Genomic DNA, 15,907 nt, shown 5'->3' on the forward strand with positions numbered 1-15,907 from the left:
CCCTGCGGCGTCGTGCACGGCCCCGAGTTCCTCCGCATTGAAGCGTGTCGGCCCACACCCGACAACACCCGCGACGGGGCTTCGGCGCGCGGATGGCCGACTCGGGACCCCGGACCGTTGTCCACAGCCACACCGGAGTGTCACCCCACGCCAGTAGGGTGTGAGACATGGCCGACCCCTCCAGCTACCGCCCCAGGCCGGGTGAGATCCCGGACTCCCCGGGGGTGTACCGGTTCCGCGACGAGCACCGCCGGGTGATCTACGTCGGAAAGGCGAAGAGCCTGCGCCAGCGCCTGGCGAACTACTTCCAGGACCTGGCCGGACTGCACCCGCGCACGCGTTCCATGGTGACCACCGCGGCGTCCGTGGAGTGGACGGTGGTGTCCACCGAGGTCGAGGCGCTGCAGCTGGAGTACTCCTGGATCAAGGAGTACGACCCCCGGTTCAACGTCAAGTACCGCGACGACAAGAGCTACCCGTACCTCGCGGTGACGATGAACGAGGAGTACCCGCGCGTGCAGGTCATGCGCGGACACAAGAAGAAGGGCGTGCGCTACTTCGGGCCGTACGCGCACGCGTGGGCGATCCGCGACACCGTCGACCTGCTGCTGCGCGTCTTCCCCGTGCGCACCTGCTCCGCGGGCGTCTTCAAGAACGCCGCCCGCTCCGGCCGGCCCTGTCTGCTCGGCTACATCGGCAAGTGCTCCGCGCCCTGCGTGGGCCGCGTCGACGCCGAGGACCACCGGGAGCTGGCCGAGGAGTTCTGCGACTTCATGGCCGGCCGCACCGGCACCTACCTGCGCCGTCTGGAGAAGCAGATGGAGCAGGCGGCCGAGGACATGGAGTACGAGCGGGCCGCGCGGCTGCGCGACGACATCGGGGCCCTGCGCAAGGCCATGGAGAAGAACGCGGTCGTGCTCGCGGACGCGACCGACGCCGACCTGATCGCGGTCGCCGAGGACGAGCTGGAGGCGGCCGTCCAGATCTTCCACGTGCGCGGCGGACGCGTGCGCGGCCAGCGCGGCTGGGTGACCGACAAGGTCGAGGAGATCACCACGGGCGCCCTCGTCGAGCACGCCCTGCAGCAGCTCTACGGCGAGGAGACCGGCGACGCCGTCCCCAAGGAGGTGCTGGTCCCCGCGCTGCCCGACCCGCTGGAGCCGGTGCAGGAGTGGCTGACCGGACGCCGCGGCTCGGCCGTGTCCCTGCGCGTACCCCAGCGCGGCGACAAGCGCGCCCTGATGGAGACCGTCGAGCGCAACGCCCAGCAGTCCCTCGTCCTGCACAAGACCAAGCGCGCCTCCGACCTCACCACGCGCTCGCGGGCGCTGGAGGAGATCGCCGACGCCCTGGAGCTGGACGGCGCCCCGCTGCGCATCGAGTGCTACGACATCTCCCACCTCCAGGGCGACGACGTCGTCGCCTCCATGGTCGTCTTCGAGGACGGCCTGGCCCGCAAGAGCGAGTACCGGCGCTTCCAGATCAAGGGCTTCGAGGGCCAGGACGACGTCCGCTCGATGCACGAGGTGATCAGCCGCCGCTTCCGGCGCTACCTGGCCGAGAAGGAGCGCACGGGGGAGTGGTCGGACGACGAGCACACCCTCGCCGACGGCGACGCGCCCACGGGTGCCCTGAAGGACGAGGACGGCCGGCCGCGGAAGTTCGCCTACCCGCCGCAGCTCGTCGTCGTGGACGGCGGGCAGCCGCAGGTCGCGGCGGCCCGGCGGGCGCTGGACGAGCTGGGCATCGACGACATCGCGGTGTGCGGCCTCGCCAAGCGTCTGGAGGAGGTCTGGGTGCCGGGCGAGGACGACCCGGTCGTGCTGCCCCGCACCAGCGAGGGCCTGTACCTGCTGCAGCGCGTGCGGGACGAGGCGCACCGCTTCGCGATCACCTACCAGCGCAGCAAGCGCGCCAAGCGGTTCCGGGCCGGCCCGCTGGACGCCGTACCGGGTCTCGGCGAGACCCGGAAGCAGGCGCTGATCCGGCACTTCGGCTCGGTGAAGAAGCTGCGGGGCGCGACCGTCGAGCAGATCTGCGAGGTCCCGGGCATAGGCCGCAAGACGGCCGAGACGATCGCCGCGGTCCTCGCCCAGGCGGTCCCGGGCGGCCCCGCCGTGAACACGGCGACCGGAGAGATCATTGAGGACGAGGAACCCGTGACGACGGCGGGTTCCCCGGGGGAGCCGGTGCGGACCGGCGCCCCGGACGAACGACGGGGGCAGGAGCCATGACCGAGCACGAGCAGCAGCCCACAGCACAGCGAGATCCCGCACCCGGCGACGCGGGCGGGCACCCCGTCCCGCGGGGTCAGCATCCCGTCCCGCAGGGCGGGCGTCACGACAACGGAGCACAGGTGAGCCAGGACAGCACAGGGCCGGGGATCCCCGAAGCGGCCATTCCCGAGCTGGTGATCATCTCCGGCATGTCCGGGGCCGGGCGGTCGACCGCCGCCAAGTGCCTGGAGGACCTCGGCTGGTTCGTCGTCGACAACCTGCCGCCCGCGCTGATCCCCACCATGGTGGAGCTCGGCGCCCGCTCGCAGGGCAACGTGGCCCGGATCGCGGTCGTCGTCGACGTCCGCGGCCGGCGCTTCTTCGACAACCTCCGCGAGTCCCTCGCCGACCTGGAGGCCAAGCAGGTCACCCGGCGGATCGTCTTCCTGGAGTCCTCCGACGAGGCCCTGGTGCGCCGCTTCGAGTCCGTGCGCCGCCCGCACCCCCTCCAGGGCGACGGCCGCATCGTCGACGGCATCGCCGCCGAGCGCGAGCTGCTGCGCGAGCTGCGCGGCGACGCCGACCTGGTGATCGACACCTCCAGCCTCAACGTGCACGAGCTGCGCGCCAAGATGGACGCCCAGTTCGCCGGCGAGGAGGAGCCGGAGCTGCGGGCCACCGTCATGTCGTTCGGCTACAAGTACGGCCTGCCGGTCGACGCCGACCTCGTCGTCGACTGCCGCTTCCTGCCCAACCCGCACTGGGTCCCGGAGCTGCGCCCCTTCACCGGCCTGAACGAGGAGGTCGCGGGTTACGTCTTCAACCAGCCCGGCGCGAAGGAGTTCCTCGACCGGTACGCCGAACTCCTCCAGCTGATCGCCACGGGCTACCGTCGGGAGGGCAAGCGTTACGTGACCATCGCCGTCGGATGTACGGGCGGCAAACACCGGTCCGTGGCGATGTCGGAGAAGCTCGCCGCGCGCCTGGCGGCCGAGGGTGTGGAGACGGTGGTAGTGCACCGGGACATGGGACGGGAATGACAGGACGTACACCGCGGCTGGGCCGGCTGCGCAGGGCGACGCCCGAGGGACGCGCAGGCCGGCCGGTCGAGGCCCGGGGCGGCAAACCGCGCCGCCGCGGCACCCAGCCCAAGGTCGTCGCGCTCGGCGGCGGCATGGGGCTGTCCGCCTCGCTGGCCGCGCTGCGCCGGATCACCGGCGACCTCACGGCCGTCGTCACGGTGGCCGACGACGGCGGCTCCAGCGGCCGCCTGCGCGACGAGCTGGGCGTGCTGCCCCCCGGCGACCTGCGCAAGGCGCTGGCCGCGCTGTGCGGCGACGACGACTGGGGCCAGACCTGGGCCCGGGTCATCCAGCACCGCTTCCAGTCGCAGGGCGAGATCAACGGGCACGCCGTGGGCAACCTGCTGATCGTCGCCCTGTGGGAGCAGCTCGGCGACCACGTCCAGGCCCTGGACCTGGTCGGCAAGCTGCTCGGCGCGCAGGGCCGCGTCCTGCCGATGTCCGCCGTGCCGCTGGAGCTCCAGGCCCTGGTCAGGGGCCACGACCCGGCGCGCCCGGACGACGTCGACACGGTCCGGGGACAGGCCACGGTCGCGCTCACCCCGGGCGAGGTGCAGTCCGTGCACCTGGTGCCGCACGACCCGCCCGCCGTCCCGGAGGCCGTTGCCGCGGTGCTGGACGCCGACTGGGTGGTCCTCGGACCGGGGTCCTGGTTCTCCTCGGTGATGCCGCACCTGCTGGTGCCGCAGCTGCTGGACGCCCTGATGGAGACCAAGGCACGCCGGGTGCTCGTACTGAACCTCGCGCCGCAGCCGGGAGAAACCGAAGGGTTCTCCCCGCAGCGTCATTTGGAGGTTTTGGGCCGACACGCCCCTAAACTCGCCCTGGACGTGGTGCTGGCCGACGAGGCCGCCGTGCCCGACCGCGACTCCCTGGCCGACGCCGCCCAACGGTTCGGAGCCGCGATCGAGCTGGCGCCGGTGGCCCGGCCCGACGGGACTCCGCGGCATGATCCGGAGCTGTTGGCCGCCGCGTACGACCGTATTTTTCGGATGCATGGAAGGATCGGCCCATGGCGATGACGGCAGCGGTGAAGGACGAGATCTCCCGGCTCCCCGTCACCCGGACCTGCTGCAGGAAGGCGGAGGTCTCCGCCATCCTGCGGTTCGCCGGCGGCCTCCACCTGGTGAGCGGCCGCATCGTGATCGAGGCGGAGCTGGACACGGCGATGGCGGCCCGCCGCCTCAAGCGGGACATCCTGGAGATCTTCGGGCACAGCTCGGAACTGATCGTGATGGCCCCGGGCGGCCTGCGGCGCGGTTCGCGCTACGTGGTGCGCGTGGTCGCCGGCGGCGACCAGCTGGCCCGCCAGACGGGCCTGGTGGACGGCCGGGGGCGCCCGATCCGGGGCCTGCCCCCGCAGGTGGTCTCGGGGGCCACCTGCGACGCGGAGGCCGCCTGGCGCGGTGCCTTCCTGGCGCACGGCTCGCTGACCGAGCCGGGCCGCTCCTCCTCCCTGGAGGTGACCTGCCCCGGCCCGGAGGCCGCGCTCGCCCTGGTCGGCGCCGCCCGCCGGCTGTCGATCGCCGCCAAGGCCCGTGAGGTGCGCGGGGTGGACCGGGTCGTGGTCCGCGACGGCGACGCCATCGGCGCCCTGCTGACCCGGCTCGGTGCCCACGAGTCGGTGCTGGCCTGGGAGGAGCGGCGGATGCGCCGCGAGGTGCGCGCCACGGCCAACCGTCTCGCCAACTTCGACGACGCCAACCTGCGCCGCTCCGCGCGGGCCGCCGTCGCCGCGGGCGCCCGGGTCCAGCGCGCCCTGGAGATCCTCGGCGACGAGGTGCCCGAGCACCTCGCGGCCGCGGGCCGGCTGCGCATGGACCACAAGCAGGCCTCGCTGGAGGAGCTGGGCGCGCTCGCCGACCCGCCGCTGACCAAGGACGCGGTGGCCGGCCGGATCCGCCGGCTGCTGGCGATGGCCGACAAGCGCGCGTCCGACCTCGGCATCCCGGGCACGGAGGCCAACATCAGCGAGGAACTCGCGGACAACCTCGTCGGCTGACGTTCCCTCAGCGAAAGGGCCGGTCAGGACACGGACCGGCCCGACGGCCCGTCAGGCGCCGGTGCTCATGGCCCGATCGGGCGGGAGCACCGGCGTCCTGTCGTTCTTGAGGCACCCTTGACTCGATCATGCGGTGTCATGAGCCTGGCATGTGTTCGCTGCTGCGGCGGACCCGTACAAGGGGGGTTCATGAGACACAGAGCGAGATCGATCCTCGCTGTCGGCGCGCTCCTGATCGGCGGAGCGAGCATCGCACCCATCGCCCAGGCCCAGGACGGCGGTCCGGCGCGGACCTCCGACGACGACGGGGTCAAGGTCTTCCGCGCCGAGGTCACCAAGCAGCAGGTGCCCCTCCTCCTGGCCGCCGGCCAGGACGGCCACGAACTCGGGGAGAGCGTGCCCGCGAAGGGCACCGCCGCCGTCGAGGTCTACCTCACCGACGACCAGGCGAAGAAGCTGCAGAAGCAGGGCGTCCACCTCACCGAGCACTCCCTCAGCGCGAAGGCCGAACAGCGGGTGGAGGCCGCCGCCGACGGGGTGTTCCGGCCGTACAGCGGCAGCGGCGGGCTGAGGGAGGAGATCCTCCGCACCGCCCAGCAGAACCCCGGCCTCACCAAGGTCGTCTCCATCGGCAAGACCCTCAAGGGCCAGGACATCCTGGCGCTCAAGCTCACCCAGGGCGCCCGGAAGACCAAGGACGGCGCCAAGCCCTCCGTGCTCTACCTGTCCAACCAGCACGCGCGCGAGTGGATCACGCCGGAGATGACCCGCCGGCTGATGCACTACTACCTGAACGGCTACCGGACCGACAAGCGGATCAAGCGACTTGTCGACTCCACCGAGCTGTGGTTCGTGCTGTCGGCCAACCCCGACGGCTACGACTACACCTTCCAGGACCCGGCGAACCGCCTGTGGCGCAAGAACCTCCGGGACGTCAACGGCGACGGGGTGATCTCCACCGGCGACGGCGTCGACCTCAACCGCAACTTCCCCTACAAGTGGGGCTACGACGACGAGGGCTCGTCCCCCAACCCCACCAGCCAGACCTACCGCGGCGCCGCCCCGGCCTCCGAGCCGGAGACGCGGGCGCTGGACGCGTTCGAGAAGCGCATCGGCTTCACGTACGGCATCAACTACCACTCCGCCGCCGAACTCCTCCTCTACGGCGTCGGCTGGCAGGTCGCCACCGACACCCCGGACGACGTCCTCTACAAGGCGCTCGCGGGCACCCCGGACCACTCCGCCGTCCCCGGCTACCACCCGCAGGTCTCCTCGGAGCTGTACACCACCAACGGCGAGGCGGACGGTCACGCGGCCAACGTCAACGGCACGGCGATGTTCACCCCCGAGATGTCCACCTGCCAGACCGCGTCCGCGCTCGACCCGAACGACCAGTGGAACGCGGCCGACTGCCAGTCGGTGTTCAACTTCCCGGACGACGAGAAGCTGATCCAGCAGGAGTTCGCCAAGAACGTCCCGTTCGCGCTGTCGGTCGCCGAGACCGCCGCCCACCCCGACACGCCGGCGTCGTCCGTCGGCCTGACCGCGGCCGACTTCACCCCGGCCCCGTTCACCACGTCGTACGCGCGCGGCGCCGACCAGGAGGTCTCCGTCGTCGTCCGCGAGGCCGTGCGGAACAAGGAACTGGCGTACCGCGTCAACGGCGGCCGCACGCACACCGCGGCGCTGCGGCCCTGGCGGGGCGGCGAGACCTACGGCGGCGACGACAACCTGTACTTCGACGAGTACCGGGCCACGGTGCGCGGCGCCGACCCGGGCGACCGCGTGGAGGTCTGGTTCACCGGCCGCGGCCGGGGCGGCAAGAAGGCCTCCAGCACGCACTTCACCTACACCGTGGCCGCACGGCCCCGCGCCGACGTCCTGGTCGTCGCCGAGGAGGGCGCCGCCGCCACCCATGCCCAGGCCTACGTCGACGCGCTGCGGGCCAACGGGCGCCGGGCGGCCGTCTGGGACGTCGCCACCCAGGGCGTGCCCGACGCGCTCGGCGTGCTGAAGCACTTCCGCACCGTCGTCCACTACACGGGCGCCCAGGTGCCCGGCAACCCGACCCAGCTCGAACTGCGCGCCTACCTCAACGAGGGCGGCAAGCTGATCGAGGCGGGCGAGCAGGCCGGCGGCAACGTCGACCTCGGCGACGGCACCCCGTCCAACGACTTCAGCCAGTACTACCTCGGCGCCTACTCCCGTACGTCCACGCCCGGGGCCACCGGCTTCACCGGCTCGGGCAGGCTCGCCGGCGCCGGCGGACCCCTCGGCGACGCGCCCGGCAACCCGCTGGACCGGGCCGGCACCTACGGCGTCACCTCCGACGAGCTGCCCGTCTCGTCCTACCCGCAGTTCGCCAGCGCCGGCGCCGGGCAGTTCGCGGGCACCGTCAACCCCTACGGGCCGTACTCGGGGTCGGGCATGGCCGCCGCCGTGCACACCGACGACGCCTACAAGCGCCTCACCCGCACCGTCGACCTCACCGGTGTCCCCGCGGCCCAGCGGCCCACCCTGCGCACCCGGCTGCTGTGGGACACCGAGCCGGGCTATGACAACGCGATCGTCGAGGTCCACACCGTGGGCGCCGACGACTGGACCACGCTCCCGGAGGCCGGCGGCGCGACCGGCACGGCCGTACCGGCGGAGTGCGGGGGCGGGTTCTACGTCGGGGAGCACCCCTGGCTGACCCACTACCTCACCCTGACCGGCAACGACTGCACCGCGAGCGGCACCACCGGCACCTGGAACGCCCTCACCGGCGCCTCCAGCGGCTGGCAGCAGGTGAACTTCGACCTGAGCGCCTACGCCGGCAAGCAGATCGAGGTGTCGATCAGCTACGTCACCGACCCCGGCAGCGGCGGCCACGGCGTCCTCGTCGACGACGCCTCGCTGGTCACCGGCGGCACCGCGACCGAGACGGAGGGCTTCGAGACGTCCCTGGGCGCCTGGCGGGCCGCCGGACCGCCCCCGGGCAGCCCGGCCGTCCTGAAGGACTGGACCCGCACCGGAGCCCTGTTCCAGACGTACGGCGCGGTCACCACCGACGACACCGTGCTGCTGGGCTTCGGCCTGGAGCACCTGCGCACGGCGGCCGACCGGACGGCGCTGCTCAAGCGAGCACTGGACGCGCTCGAACGATGACGAGGGGTGTCGGAGCGAGCAGAACGGATACCCGCAAAAGGAGTGAATGAGCCCCACGGTCTGGGCGGTCCGTACCCTACTTGCGGGTACGGACCGTCCTGCCGTGTATGGGGCAGCTCGATGTCACCCCGGGGGCCCCGGAGAGGTAGGGTCGGGGGTGGTCGGGGACATCCCAAACAGAGCTCGCCGGCACCGCATGGCCGGCGTACCAACGAGGAGATCGGTTCGTGACGATCCGCGTAGGCATCAACGGCTTCGGCCGCATCGGGCGCAACTACTTCCGCGCACTGCTGGAGCAGGGAGCGGACATCGAGGTCGTGGCCGTCAACGACTTGGGTGACACCGCGACCACCGCTCACCTGCTGAAGTACGACACGATCCTGGGCCGCCTGAAGCAGGAGGTGTCCCACACCGCCGACACGATCACCGTCGACGGCCACACCATCAAGGTGCTCTCGGAGCGCAACCCGGCCGACATCCCCTGGGGCGAGCTGGGCGTCGACATCGTCATCGAGTCGACCGGCATCTTCACGAAGAAGGACGACGCCGCCAAGCACATCGCCGGCGGCGCCAAGAAGGTCCTCATCTCGGCCCCGGCCAAGGACGAGGACATCACCATCGTGATGGGCGTCAACCAGGACAAGTACGACGCGGCCAACCACCATGTCATCTCCAACGCCTCCTGCACCACCAACTGTGTGGCGCCGATGGCGAAGGTCCTCGACGAGAACTTCGGCATCGTCAAGGGTCTGATGACCACGGTGCACGCGTACACGAACGACCAGCGCATCCTGGACTTCCCGCACAAGGACCTGCGCCGCGCCCGTGCCGCCGCCGAGAACATCATCCCGACCACCACGGGCGCCGCCAAGGCCACCGCGCTGGTCCTGCCGCAGCTCAAGGGCAAGCTGGACGGCATCGCCATGCGCGTCCCGGTCCCGACCGGCTCGGCCACCGACCTCGTCGTGGAGCTGTCCCGCGAGGTCACCAAGGACGAGGTCAACGCCGCGTTCAAGAAGGCCTCCGAGGGTGAGCTGCAGGGCTACCTGACCTACACCGAGGACGAGATCGTCTCCTCGGACATCGTCAGCGACCCGTCGTCCTGCACCTTCGACTCCTCCCTGACCATGGTCCAGGAGGGCACGACGGTGAAGATCCTCGGCTGGTACGACAACGAGTGGGGCTACTCCAACCGCCTCGTCGACCTCACGGTCTTCGTCGGCAACCAGCTCTGATCGCCGCACCAGGCACCTCGATGTGACAGCAGGGCTCGGGCAGCGCACCGCCGCGCCGCCCGGGCCCTGCCGCACGTACGGATCAGCTCTCCTACCATCAGGGGCATCACGAGCCCTTCAGGAGTCCCCTCAATGAAGACGATCGACGAACTTCTCGCCGAAGGCGTCAGCGGCAAGCGGGTCTTCGTCCGCGCCGACCTGAACGTGCCGCTGGACGGCGGCACCATCACCGACGACGGCCGCATCCGCGCCGTGCTGCCCACCGTCAAGGCCCTCGTGGACGCGGGCGCCAAGGTGGTCGTCGCCTCGCACCTGGGCCGCCCCAAGGGCGCCCCGGACCCCGCCTTCTCCCTCGCGCCGGCCGCCGCCCGCCTCGGTGAACTCCTCGACGGCCCGGTGGCGTTCGCGTCCGACACGGTCGGCGAGTCCGCGAAGGCCACCGTCGCCGGCCTCGCCGACGGCCAGGTCGCCGTCCTGGAGAACCTCCGTTTCAACGCGGGCGAGACCAGCAAGGACGACGCCGAGCGCGGCGCCTTCGCCGACGAACTCGCCGCGCTCGCCGACGTCTACGTCGGCGACGGCTTCGGCGCGGTGCACCGCAAGCACGCCTCCGTGTACGACCTCCCGGCCCGCCTGCCGCACTACGCCGGCTACCTCATCGCCACCGAGGTCGGCGTGCTGAAGAAGCTCACCGAGGACGTCCAGCGGCCCTACGTCGTTGCCCTCGGCGGTGCCAAGGTCTCCGACAAGCTCGCCGTGATCGACCAGCTCCTCGGCAAGGCCGACCGCCTCCTCATCGGCGGCGGCATGGCCTACACCTTCCTCAAGGCCAAGGGCTACGAGGTCGGCATCTCCCTCCTCCAGGAGGACCAGGTCCCGGCCGTCAAGGAGTACATCGAGCGAGCCGAGAAGAACGGCGTCGAGCTCGTCCTCCCCGTCGACGTGCTGGTCTCCACCGAGTTCCCGGACCTGAAGGCCAAGGCCCCGACGCACCCCACGACCGTCGCCGCGGACGCCATCCCGGCCGACCAGGAGGGCCTGGACATCGGCCCGCAGACCCGCACGCTGTACGCCTCGAAGCTCGCCGACGCCGCCACCGTCTTCTGGAACGGCCCCATGGGCGTCTTCGAGCACCCCGACTACGCCGAGGGCACCCGGGCCGTCGCCCAGGCCCTCGTCGACTCCAAGGGCTTCTCCGTGGTCGGCGGCGGCGACTCCGCCGCGGCCGTGCGCACCCTGGGCTTCGACGAGAACGCCTTCGGCCACATCTCGACCGGTGGCGGCGCCTCCCTCGAATACCTCGAGGGCAAGACGCTCCCCGGCCTCGCCGCACTGGAGGACTGACCCCGCATGACCACTCGCACGCCGCTGATGGCGGGCAACTGGAAGATGAACCTCAACCACCTCGAGGCCATCGCCCACGTCCAGAAGCTCGCCTTCGCCCTCGCGGACAAGGACTACGAGGCCGTCGAGGTCGCCGTCCTGCCGCCCTTCACCGACCTGCGCTCCGTGCAGACCCTGGTCGACGGCGACAAGCTGAAGATCAAGTACGGCGCCCAGGACATCTCGGCGCACGACGGGGGCGCCTACACCGGCGAGATCTCCGGCCCGATGCTGGCGAAGCTGAAGTGCACCTACGTCGCCGTCGGCCACTCCGAGCGCCGCCAGTACCACGCCGAGACCGACGAGGTCGTCAACACCAAGGTGAAGGCCGCCTACAAGCACGGCATCACCCCGATCCTCTGCGTCGGCGAGGAGCTGGAGGTCCGCGAGGCGGGCAACCACGTCGGCCACACCCTCGCCCAGGTCGAGGGCGGCCTGAAGGACGTCCCGGCCGAGCAGGCCGAGAGCGTCGTGATCGCCTACGAGCCGGTGTGGGCCATCGGCACCGGCAAGGTGTGCGGCGCCGAGGACGCGCAGGAGGTCTGCGCCGCCATCCGCGGCAAGCTCGCCGAGCTGTACTCCCAGGAGCTGGCCGACGCGGTCCGCATCCAGTACGGCGGCTCCGTGAAGTCGGGCAACGTCGCCGAGATCATGGCGCAGGCCGACATCGACGGCGCCCTGGTCGGCGGTGCCTCGCTGGACGCCGACGAGTTCGTCAAGATCGTGCGTTTCCGCGACCAGTGAGACGAGCTGTGAGTAGGCGGTGACGGCGTTTCGTCGTACCCTTGCGGGGCGTGGTGGGCAGCCACCACGCCCCGTCGTCATCCGAATCCGAGGAAGTTGGTCCAGCCGTGGTTTTGGGGTTCTCGATCGCCCTGATCGTCTTCAGCCTGCTGCTGATGCTGCTGGTGCTGATGCACAAGGGGAAGGGCGGCGGCCTGTCCGACATGTTCGGCGGTGGCATGGCGTCCTCCGTCGGCGGCTCCTCGGTCGCCGAGCGCAACCTCGACCGGATCACCGTGGTGATCGGTCTGCTCTGGTTCGCGTGCATCGTGGTGCTCGGCCTGCTGATGAAGAGCAACAGCTGAGACCGACGCGCGGTACGCCCCCGCGGCACACTCGTTCCGCACGTAACGCCCCATGTTCGGTACGCGCTCCCCGGCGCGGCCTATCATGGGGCGTGCGTCTGTGTGGGGGTCGGTAACTCCGCGCACTGGACGCGCGTTGGGCCTTACGTAGACTGAGGCGCTCGCAGCGGAGCGAAACGCCGACTCGCTTCGCGGCACCATCACGCAGGGAGTTACGACCGTGGCAAGTGGCAACGCGATCCGAGGAAGCCGGGTCGGGGCGGGGCCGATGGGCGAGGCCGAGCGGGGCGAGTCCGCGCCGCGCCTGCGCGTCTCCTTCTGGTGCTCCAACGGGCATGAGACGCAGCCGAGCTTCGCCAGCGACGCGCAGGTCCCCGACACCTGGGACTGCCCCCGCTGCGGCTTCCCGGCCGGACAGGACCAGGACAACCCGCCGGACCCCCCGCGCACCGAGCCCTACAAGACGCACCTCGCGTACGTCCGGGAGCGGCGCAGCGACGCGGACGGCGAGGCGATCCTCGCCGAGGCGCTCGCCAAGCTGCGGGGCGAGATCTAGGGTCCGCGCCCTCATTGCCGGCGCGTCCGGTCCCGCAGCCACGGTGCGAACTCGGCGGCGACGATTCGGGCATCAGGAACCCGTGCCCCTAGTGGGTGCCTCGCTGCCGGCACGTGACGGCCCGTAGGGAACGAAACCGGCGCGTCGCATGGTCGAGTGGTTGTGAGGCTCCGTCATGAAGCGTGGGTTGACCCTGCGCATGCCGATGCCGGCGTTGTTCACCAGCATGTCGATGCCGCCGAGTCGCGACCACGCGGACCGGAGCACCTTCGACGTCGGGTGGCGACGGCCGACGTGATCCGTCCGAGGGACGGGGCCTGCGGCCGGTTGACACATCCCGGGCCGGTGTGAGGCCCGAGGGGAGGGGAACCCGGCTGTCCCTGCCCGGCGGGACGGCAGTCGGCGGGCAGACAGCTCCGGGACGTGAAGCGAGGCGATCGCATGAGTCGGGTTCCCGAGGTGGCCGTGGTAGGAGCCGGCATCGTCGGCCTCTGCACCGCCTTCGCACTGGCCGAACGCGGAACACCGGTGCGGGTCTACGAGAGCGGCGTCCCCGGCCACGGGCAGTCCGGAGGCCAGTCCCGCATCTTCCGCCACGCGCACGACGACCCCCGCCTGGTGGAGTTCACCCGCGAGGGCCGCGCCGTCTGGGACGAGTGGGCCGAGCGGCTGGGGGCCGAGCTGATCTCCGGTGACGGAGTGGTCGCCCTCGGCGGTTCCGTTCCCGGGAGACTGCGCATCCTCCAGGAGGCCGGCGGCATACCGGCCCGGAGCGTGGACGGCGCCGAGCTCCACGCCCGCATGCCGCTGCTGGCCGACTACAGCGGCCCCGCCATGCTCGACGAGGGCGGTGGCGCCATCCGTACCCGTGCCGCGGTCGAGAGCCTGGCCGACGCGCTGGGTGACGCCGTGGTCTCCGACGAGGTCATCTCACTGCACCCGACCGGCCGCGGCACGGTGGAGGTGCTCAGCTCCGTCGGCCGCGAGGAGTACGCGACGGCCGTGGTGTGCGCGGGCATGGGCACGGCGCGGCTGGCGCGCACCGTGGGGCTCTCGCTGCCCGTGCAGCCCGCAGCCCACGTCCGCCTCACCTTCCAGGTCAGGGGAGCACCCCCGGAGCGCGTCGCCTGTCTGCAGGACAGCAGCGGCGACTTCGGCGAGGTCGGCGTCTACGCGACCCCCTACCCCGGCAACAGCCGGTACGCGGTGGGCCTCAACGAAACGGTCGAGGTACGGGAGGACGGCAGCTTCGCCGACCCGCGGGCACTGGTGGCGCTCAACGACCGCGCCCGCGCGTACGTCTCCCGCGCCCTGCCCGGCCTCGACCCCGAGCCCGTCGAGTACCTGCACTGCTGGGTGACGAGCCTGCCGTGGAGCGAGGACGGCATGGCGGTCTGGGAAGCGGACGGGATCTACTTCGCCGCCGGGCACAACCTGTTCAAGCAGGCACCCCGGCTGGGACGGGCACTGGCCGCGGCCGCCACGGGCGACGGACTCGAGGAGAACCTGCGTCCGACGGCAGCGCTCGGCCGGCAGCCCGGCTGAACGCCTCGACGGGAGATCCCGAGGGGAGATCCCGACGGGAGATCCCGCCCCTCACCTCCAGGAGGAAGCCATGGCGGATCCGCGGACGGTCGTCCTGCCGTGCGGTGCTGCCGTCCCGGCGCTCGGCCAGGGCACCTGGGGCATGGGGGAGGACCCCGGGCACCGCGCGGCCGAGGTGTCGGCCCTGCGCGCCGGACTGGACCTGGGGATGACCCTCGTCGACACCGCGGAGATGTACGGGGACGGCGCGGCGGAGGACGTGGTGGCCGAGGCGGTGGCCGGACGGCGGGACGAGGTCTTCCTGGTCAGCAAGGTGCTCCCGTCCCACGCGGACGCCGCCGGGGTGACCCGGGCGTGCCGCGGGAGCCTGCGTCGTCTGCGCACCGACCGGATCGACCTGTACCTGCTGCACTGGCGCGGGGCCGTGCCGCTGGAGGAGACGGTCGAGGCGTTCGAGTCCCTGGTGCGGGACGGCGCCATCGGCTCCTGGGGAGTGAGCAACCTGGACGTGGACGATCTCGCCGACCTGCCGCCCGGAGCCGGGCCGCAGACCGACCAGGTGCTGTACAACCTCAGCCGTCGGGGGCCCGAGTACGACCTGCTGCCCAGGTGCCGTGAACTGTCGATCCCCGTCATGGCGTACTCGCCGGTCGAGCAGGGCCGCCTGCTCGGCCACCCGGCGCTGCGGGACGTGGCAGCCGCCCACGGTGCGACCCCCGCGCAGATCGCCCTGGCCTGGGTCCTGCGGCACGACGACGTCATCGCGATCCCGAAGGCGTCCTCCCGCGCGCACGTCCAGGAGAACGCGGCGGCGCGGGAGGTGGACCTGACCGCCGAGGACCTCGCAACCCTGGACCGGGCGTTCCCGCCGCCGAGGAGCAAACAGCTGCTGGAGATGCTGTGACCCCGCTCCGGCGCGCCCGACCGCGATCCGCGGGCCGACAGGGCTCTTCGTGACACCGTGCCCGCGCTGATCAACTAGGTTGGATCCGCTGGGACAGGCACGGAAGAAGGCTGAAGTCGCACATGAACGCAGACGGTCGTACGAGGCTGAACCGGACGCCCGAGTGGAGCGCCCTCGCCGGGCACCGCGAGGACGTCGGCGAGGTGCAGCTGCGTGAGCTGTTCGCCGCCGACCCCGCCCGCGGCGCCGGGTACACGCTCCAGGTCGGTGACCTGCACATCGACTACTCCAAGCACCTGATCACCGACGAGACGCTCCGGCTGCTGCGCGAACTGGCCGCCGCCCGGGACGTGTTCGGACTCCGCGACGCGATGTTCCGCGGCGAGAAGATCAACATCACCGAGCACCGGGCGGTGCTGCACAGCGCGCTGCGGGCTCCCGCGGACGCGGTGGTCGAGGTGGACGGCGAGAACGTCGTGCCGGCGGTGCACGCGGTGCTGGACCGGATGGCCGACTTCGCGGAGCGGGTGCGGTCCGGGGAGTGGACCGGGCACACCGGCCGGCGGATCCGCACCGTCGTCAACATCGGCATCGGCGGCTCGGACCTGGGCCCGGCGATGGCCTACGAGGTGCTGCGCCCCTACACGGACCGGGAGTTGACGGTCCGGTTCGTCTCCAACGTCGACGGCGCCGACCTGCACGAGGCGACCCGCGACCTGGACCCGGCGGAGACGCTGTTCATCGTCGCC

Annotated in this window: 13 protein-coding genes; all 13 read left to right on the top strand. The window is 71.6% G+C overall.

Annotated features, from left to right (window positions below; all coding sequences use genetic code 11):
• Positions 1-167 precede the first annotated feature (167 nt).
• A complete protein-coding gene (gene uvrC / locus AQJ30_RS11565; protein ID WP_067232121.1) occupies positions 168-2,234 on the top strand; it encodes an excinuclease ABC subunit UvrC in 2,067 nt (688 codons plus the stop codon).
• Positions 2,231-3,256, top strand: a complete 1,026-nt coding sequence (gene rapZ, locus AQJ30_RS11570; protein ID WP_079083974.1) for an RNase adapter RapZ — start codon at positions 2,231-2,233, stop codon at positions 3,254-3,256. The genes uvrC and rapZ overlap by 4 nt, the downstream gene beginning before the upstream one ends.
• Positions 3,253-4,320 (top strand): gluconeogenesis factor YvcK family protein, encoded by a 1,068-nt coding sequence (locus tag AQJ30_RS11575; RefSeq protein ID WP_067232126.1) that lies wholly within the window; start codon positions 3,253-3,255, stop codon positions 4,318-4,320. The genes rapZ and AQJ30_RS11575 overlap by 4 nt, the downstream gene beginning before the upstream one ends.
• Positions 4,311-5,300 carry a DNA-binding protein WhiA gene (whiA, locus tag AQJ30_RS11580; protein ID WP_067232129.1) on the top strand — a complete coding sequence of 330 codons (990 nt, stop codon included), beginning with the start codon at positions 4,311-4,313 and terminating at the stop codon, positions 5,298-5,300. Before AQJ30_RS11575 ends, whiA begins: the two co-directional genes overlap by 10 nt.
• Positions 5,301-5,489: 189 nt before the next feature.
• Positions 5,490-8,447 carry a M14 family metallopeptidase gene (locus AQJ30_RS11585; RefSeq protein ID WP_067232131.1) on the top strand — a complete coding sequence of 986 codons (2,958 nt, stop codon included), beginning with the start codon at positions 5,490-5,492 and terminating at the stop codon, positions 8,445-8,447.
• A 227-nt stretch (positions 8,448-8,674) separates the two neighbouring features.
• Positions 8,675-9,682, top strand: coding sequence for a type I glyceraldehyde-3-phosphate dehydrogenase (gap, locus tag AQJ30_RS11590; RefSeq protein ID WP_067232133.1), 1,008 nt, complete (start codon positions 8,675-8,677; stop codon positions 9,680-9,682).
• Between the two features lie 132 nt (positions 9,683-9,814).
• Positions 9,815-11,026 carry a phosphoglycerate kinase gene (locus AQJ30_RS11595; RefSeq protein ID WP_067232135.1) on the top strand — a complete coding sequence of 404 codons (1,212 nt, stop codon included), beginning with the start codon at positions 9,815-9,817 and terminating at the stop codon, positions 11,024-11,026.
• A 6-nt stretch (positions 11,027-11,032) separates the two neighbouring features.
• Complete coding sequence (gene tpiA, locus AQJ30_RS11600; protein ID WP_067232136.1) at positions 11,033-11,809, top strand: triose-phosphate isomerase; 777 nt, start codon at positions 11,033-11,035, stop codon at positions 11,807-11,809.
• A 107-nt stretch (positions 11,810-11,916) separates the two neighbouring features.
• The gene (secG, locus tag AQJ30_RS11605) at positions 11,917-12,153 is read left to right on the top strand and encodes a preprotein translocase subunit SecG (protein WP_079060170.1); all 237 of its coding nucleotides are present in this window, start codon (positions 11,917-11,919) and stop codon (positions 12,151-12,153) included.
• A gap of 220 nt (positions 12,154-12,373) precedes the next feature.
• Complete coding sequence (locus AQJ30_RS11610; RefSeq protein WP_079083975.1) at positions 12,374-12,709, top strand: RNA polymerase-binding protein RbpA; 336 nt, start codon at positions 12,374-12,376, stop codon at positions 12,707-12,709.
• Between the two features lie 441 nt (positions 12,710-13,150).
• Entirely contained in the window at positions 13,151-14,254 is a 1,104-nt protein-coding gene (locus AQJ30_RS11615; RefSeq protein ID WP_067232148.1) for an NAD(P)/FAD-dependent oxidoreductase, read from the top strand.
• Between the two features lie 70 nt (positions 14,255-14,324).
• Positions 14,325-15,158: an aldo/keto reductase gene (locus AQJ30_RS11620; protein WP_067232151.1), complete on the top strand. Its 834-nt coding sequence runs from the start codon at positions 14,325-14,327 to the stop codon at positions 15,156-15,158.
• A 122-nt stretch (positions 15,159-15,280) separates the two neighbouring features.
• A partial coding sequence (locus AQJ30_RS39310) for a glucose-6-phosphate isomerase (protein ID WP_483855235.1) occupies positions 15,281-15,907 on the top strand: 627 nt, incomplete at its 3' end.

This window comes from Streptomyces longwoodensis (assembly GCF_001514125.1).
In the GTDB taxonomy this organism is placed as follows: Bacteria; Actinomycetota; Actinomycetes; order Streptomycetales; family Streptomycetaceae; genus Streptomyces; species Streptomyces longwoodensis.

Excerpts from the sequence above, each read along its gene's own strand:
- AQJ30_RS11585 (WP_067232131.1), top strand. The coding sequence starts at position 5,490 with ATGAGACACAGAGCGAGATCGATCCTCGCTGTCGGCGCGCTCCTGATC.
- AQJ30_RS11620 (WP_067232151.1), top strand. The coding sequence starts at position 14,325 with ATGGCGGATCCGCGGACGGTCGTCCTGCCGTGCGGTGCTGCCGTCCCG.
- rapZ (WP_079083974.1), top strand. The coding sequence starts at position 2,231 with ATGACCGAGCACGAGCAGCAGCCCACAGCACAGCGAGATCCCGCACCC.
- AQJ30_RS11595 (WP_067232135.1), top strand. The coding sequence starts at position 9,815 with ATGAAGACGATCGACGAACTTCTCGCCGAAGGCGTCAGCGGCAAGCGG.
- whiA (WP_067232129.1), top strand. The coding sequence starts at position 4,311 with ATGGCGATGACGGCAGCGGTGAAGGACGAGATCTCCCGGCTCCCCGTC.
- tpiA (WP_067232136.1), top strand. The coding sequence starts at position 11,033 with ATGACCACTCGCACGCCGCTGATGGCGGGCAACTGGAAGATGAACCTC.
- uvrC (WP_067232121.1), top strand. The coding sequence starts at position 168 with ATGGCCGACCCCTCCAGCTACCGCCCCAGGCCGGGTGAGATCCCGGAC.
- AQJ30_RS11615 (WP_067232148.1), top strand. The coding sequence starts at position 13,151 with ATGAGTCGGGTTCCCGAGGTGGCCGTGGTAGGAGCCGGCATCGTCGGC.
- AQJ30_RS11575 (WP_067232126.1), top strand. The coding sequence starts at position 3,253 with ATGACAGGACGTACACCGCGGCTGGGCCGGCTGCGCAGGGCGACGCCC.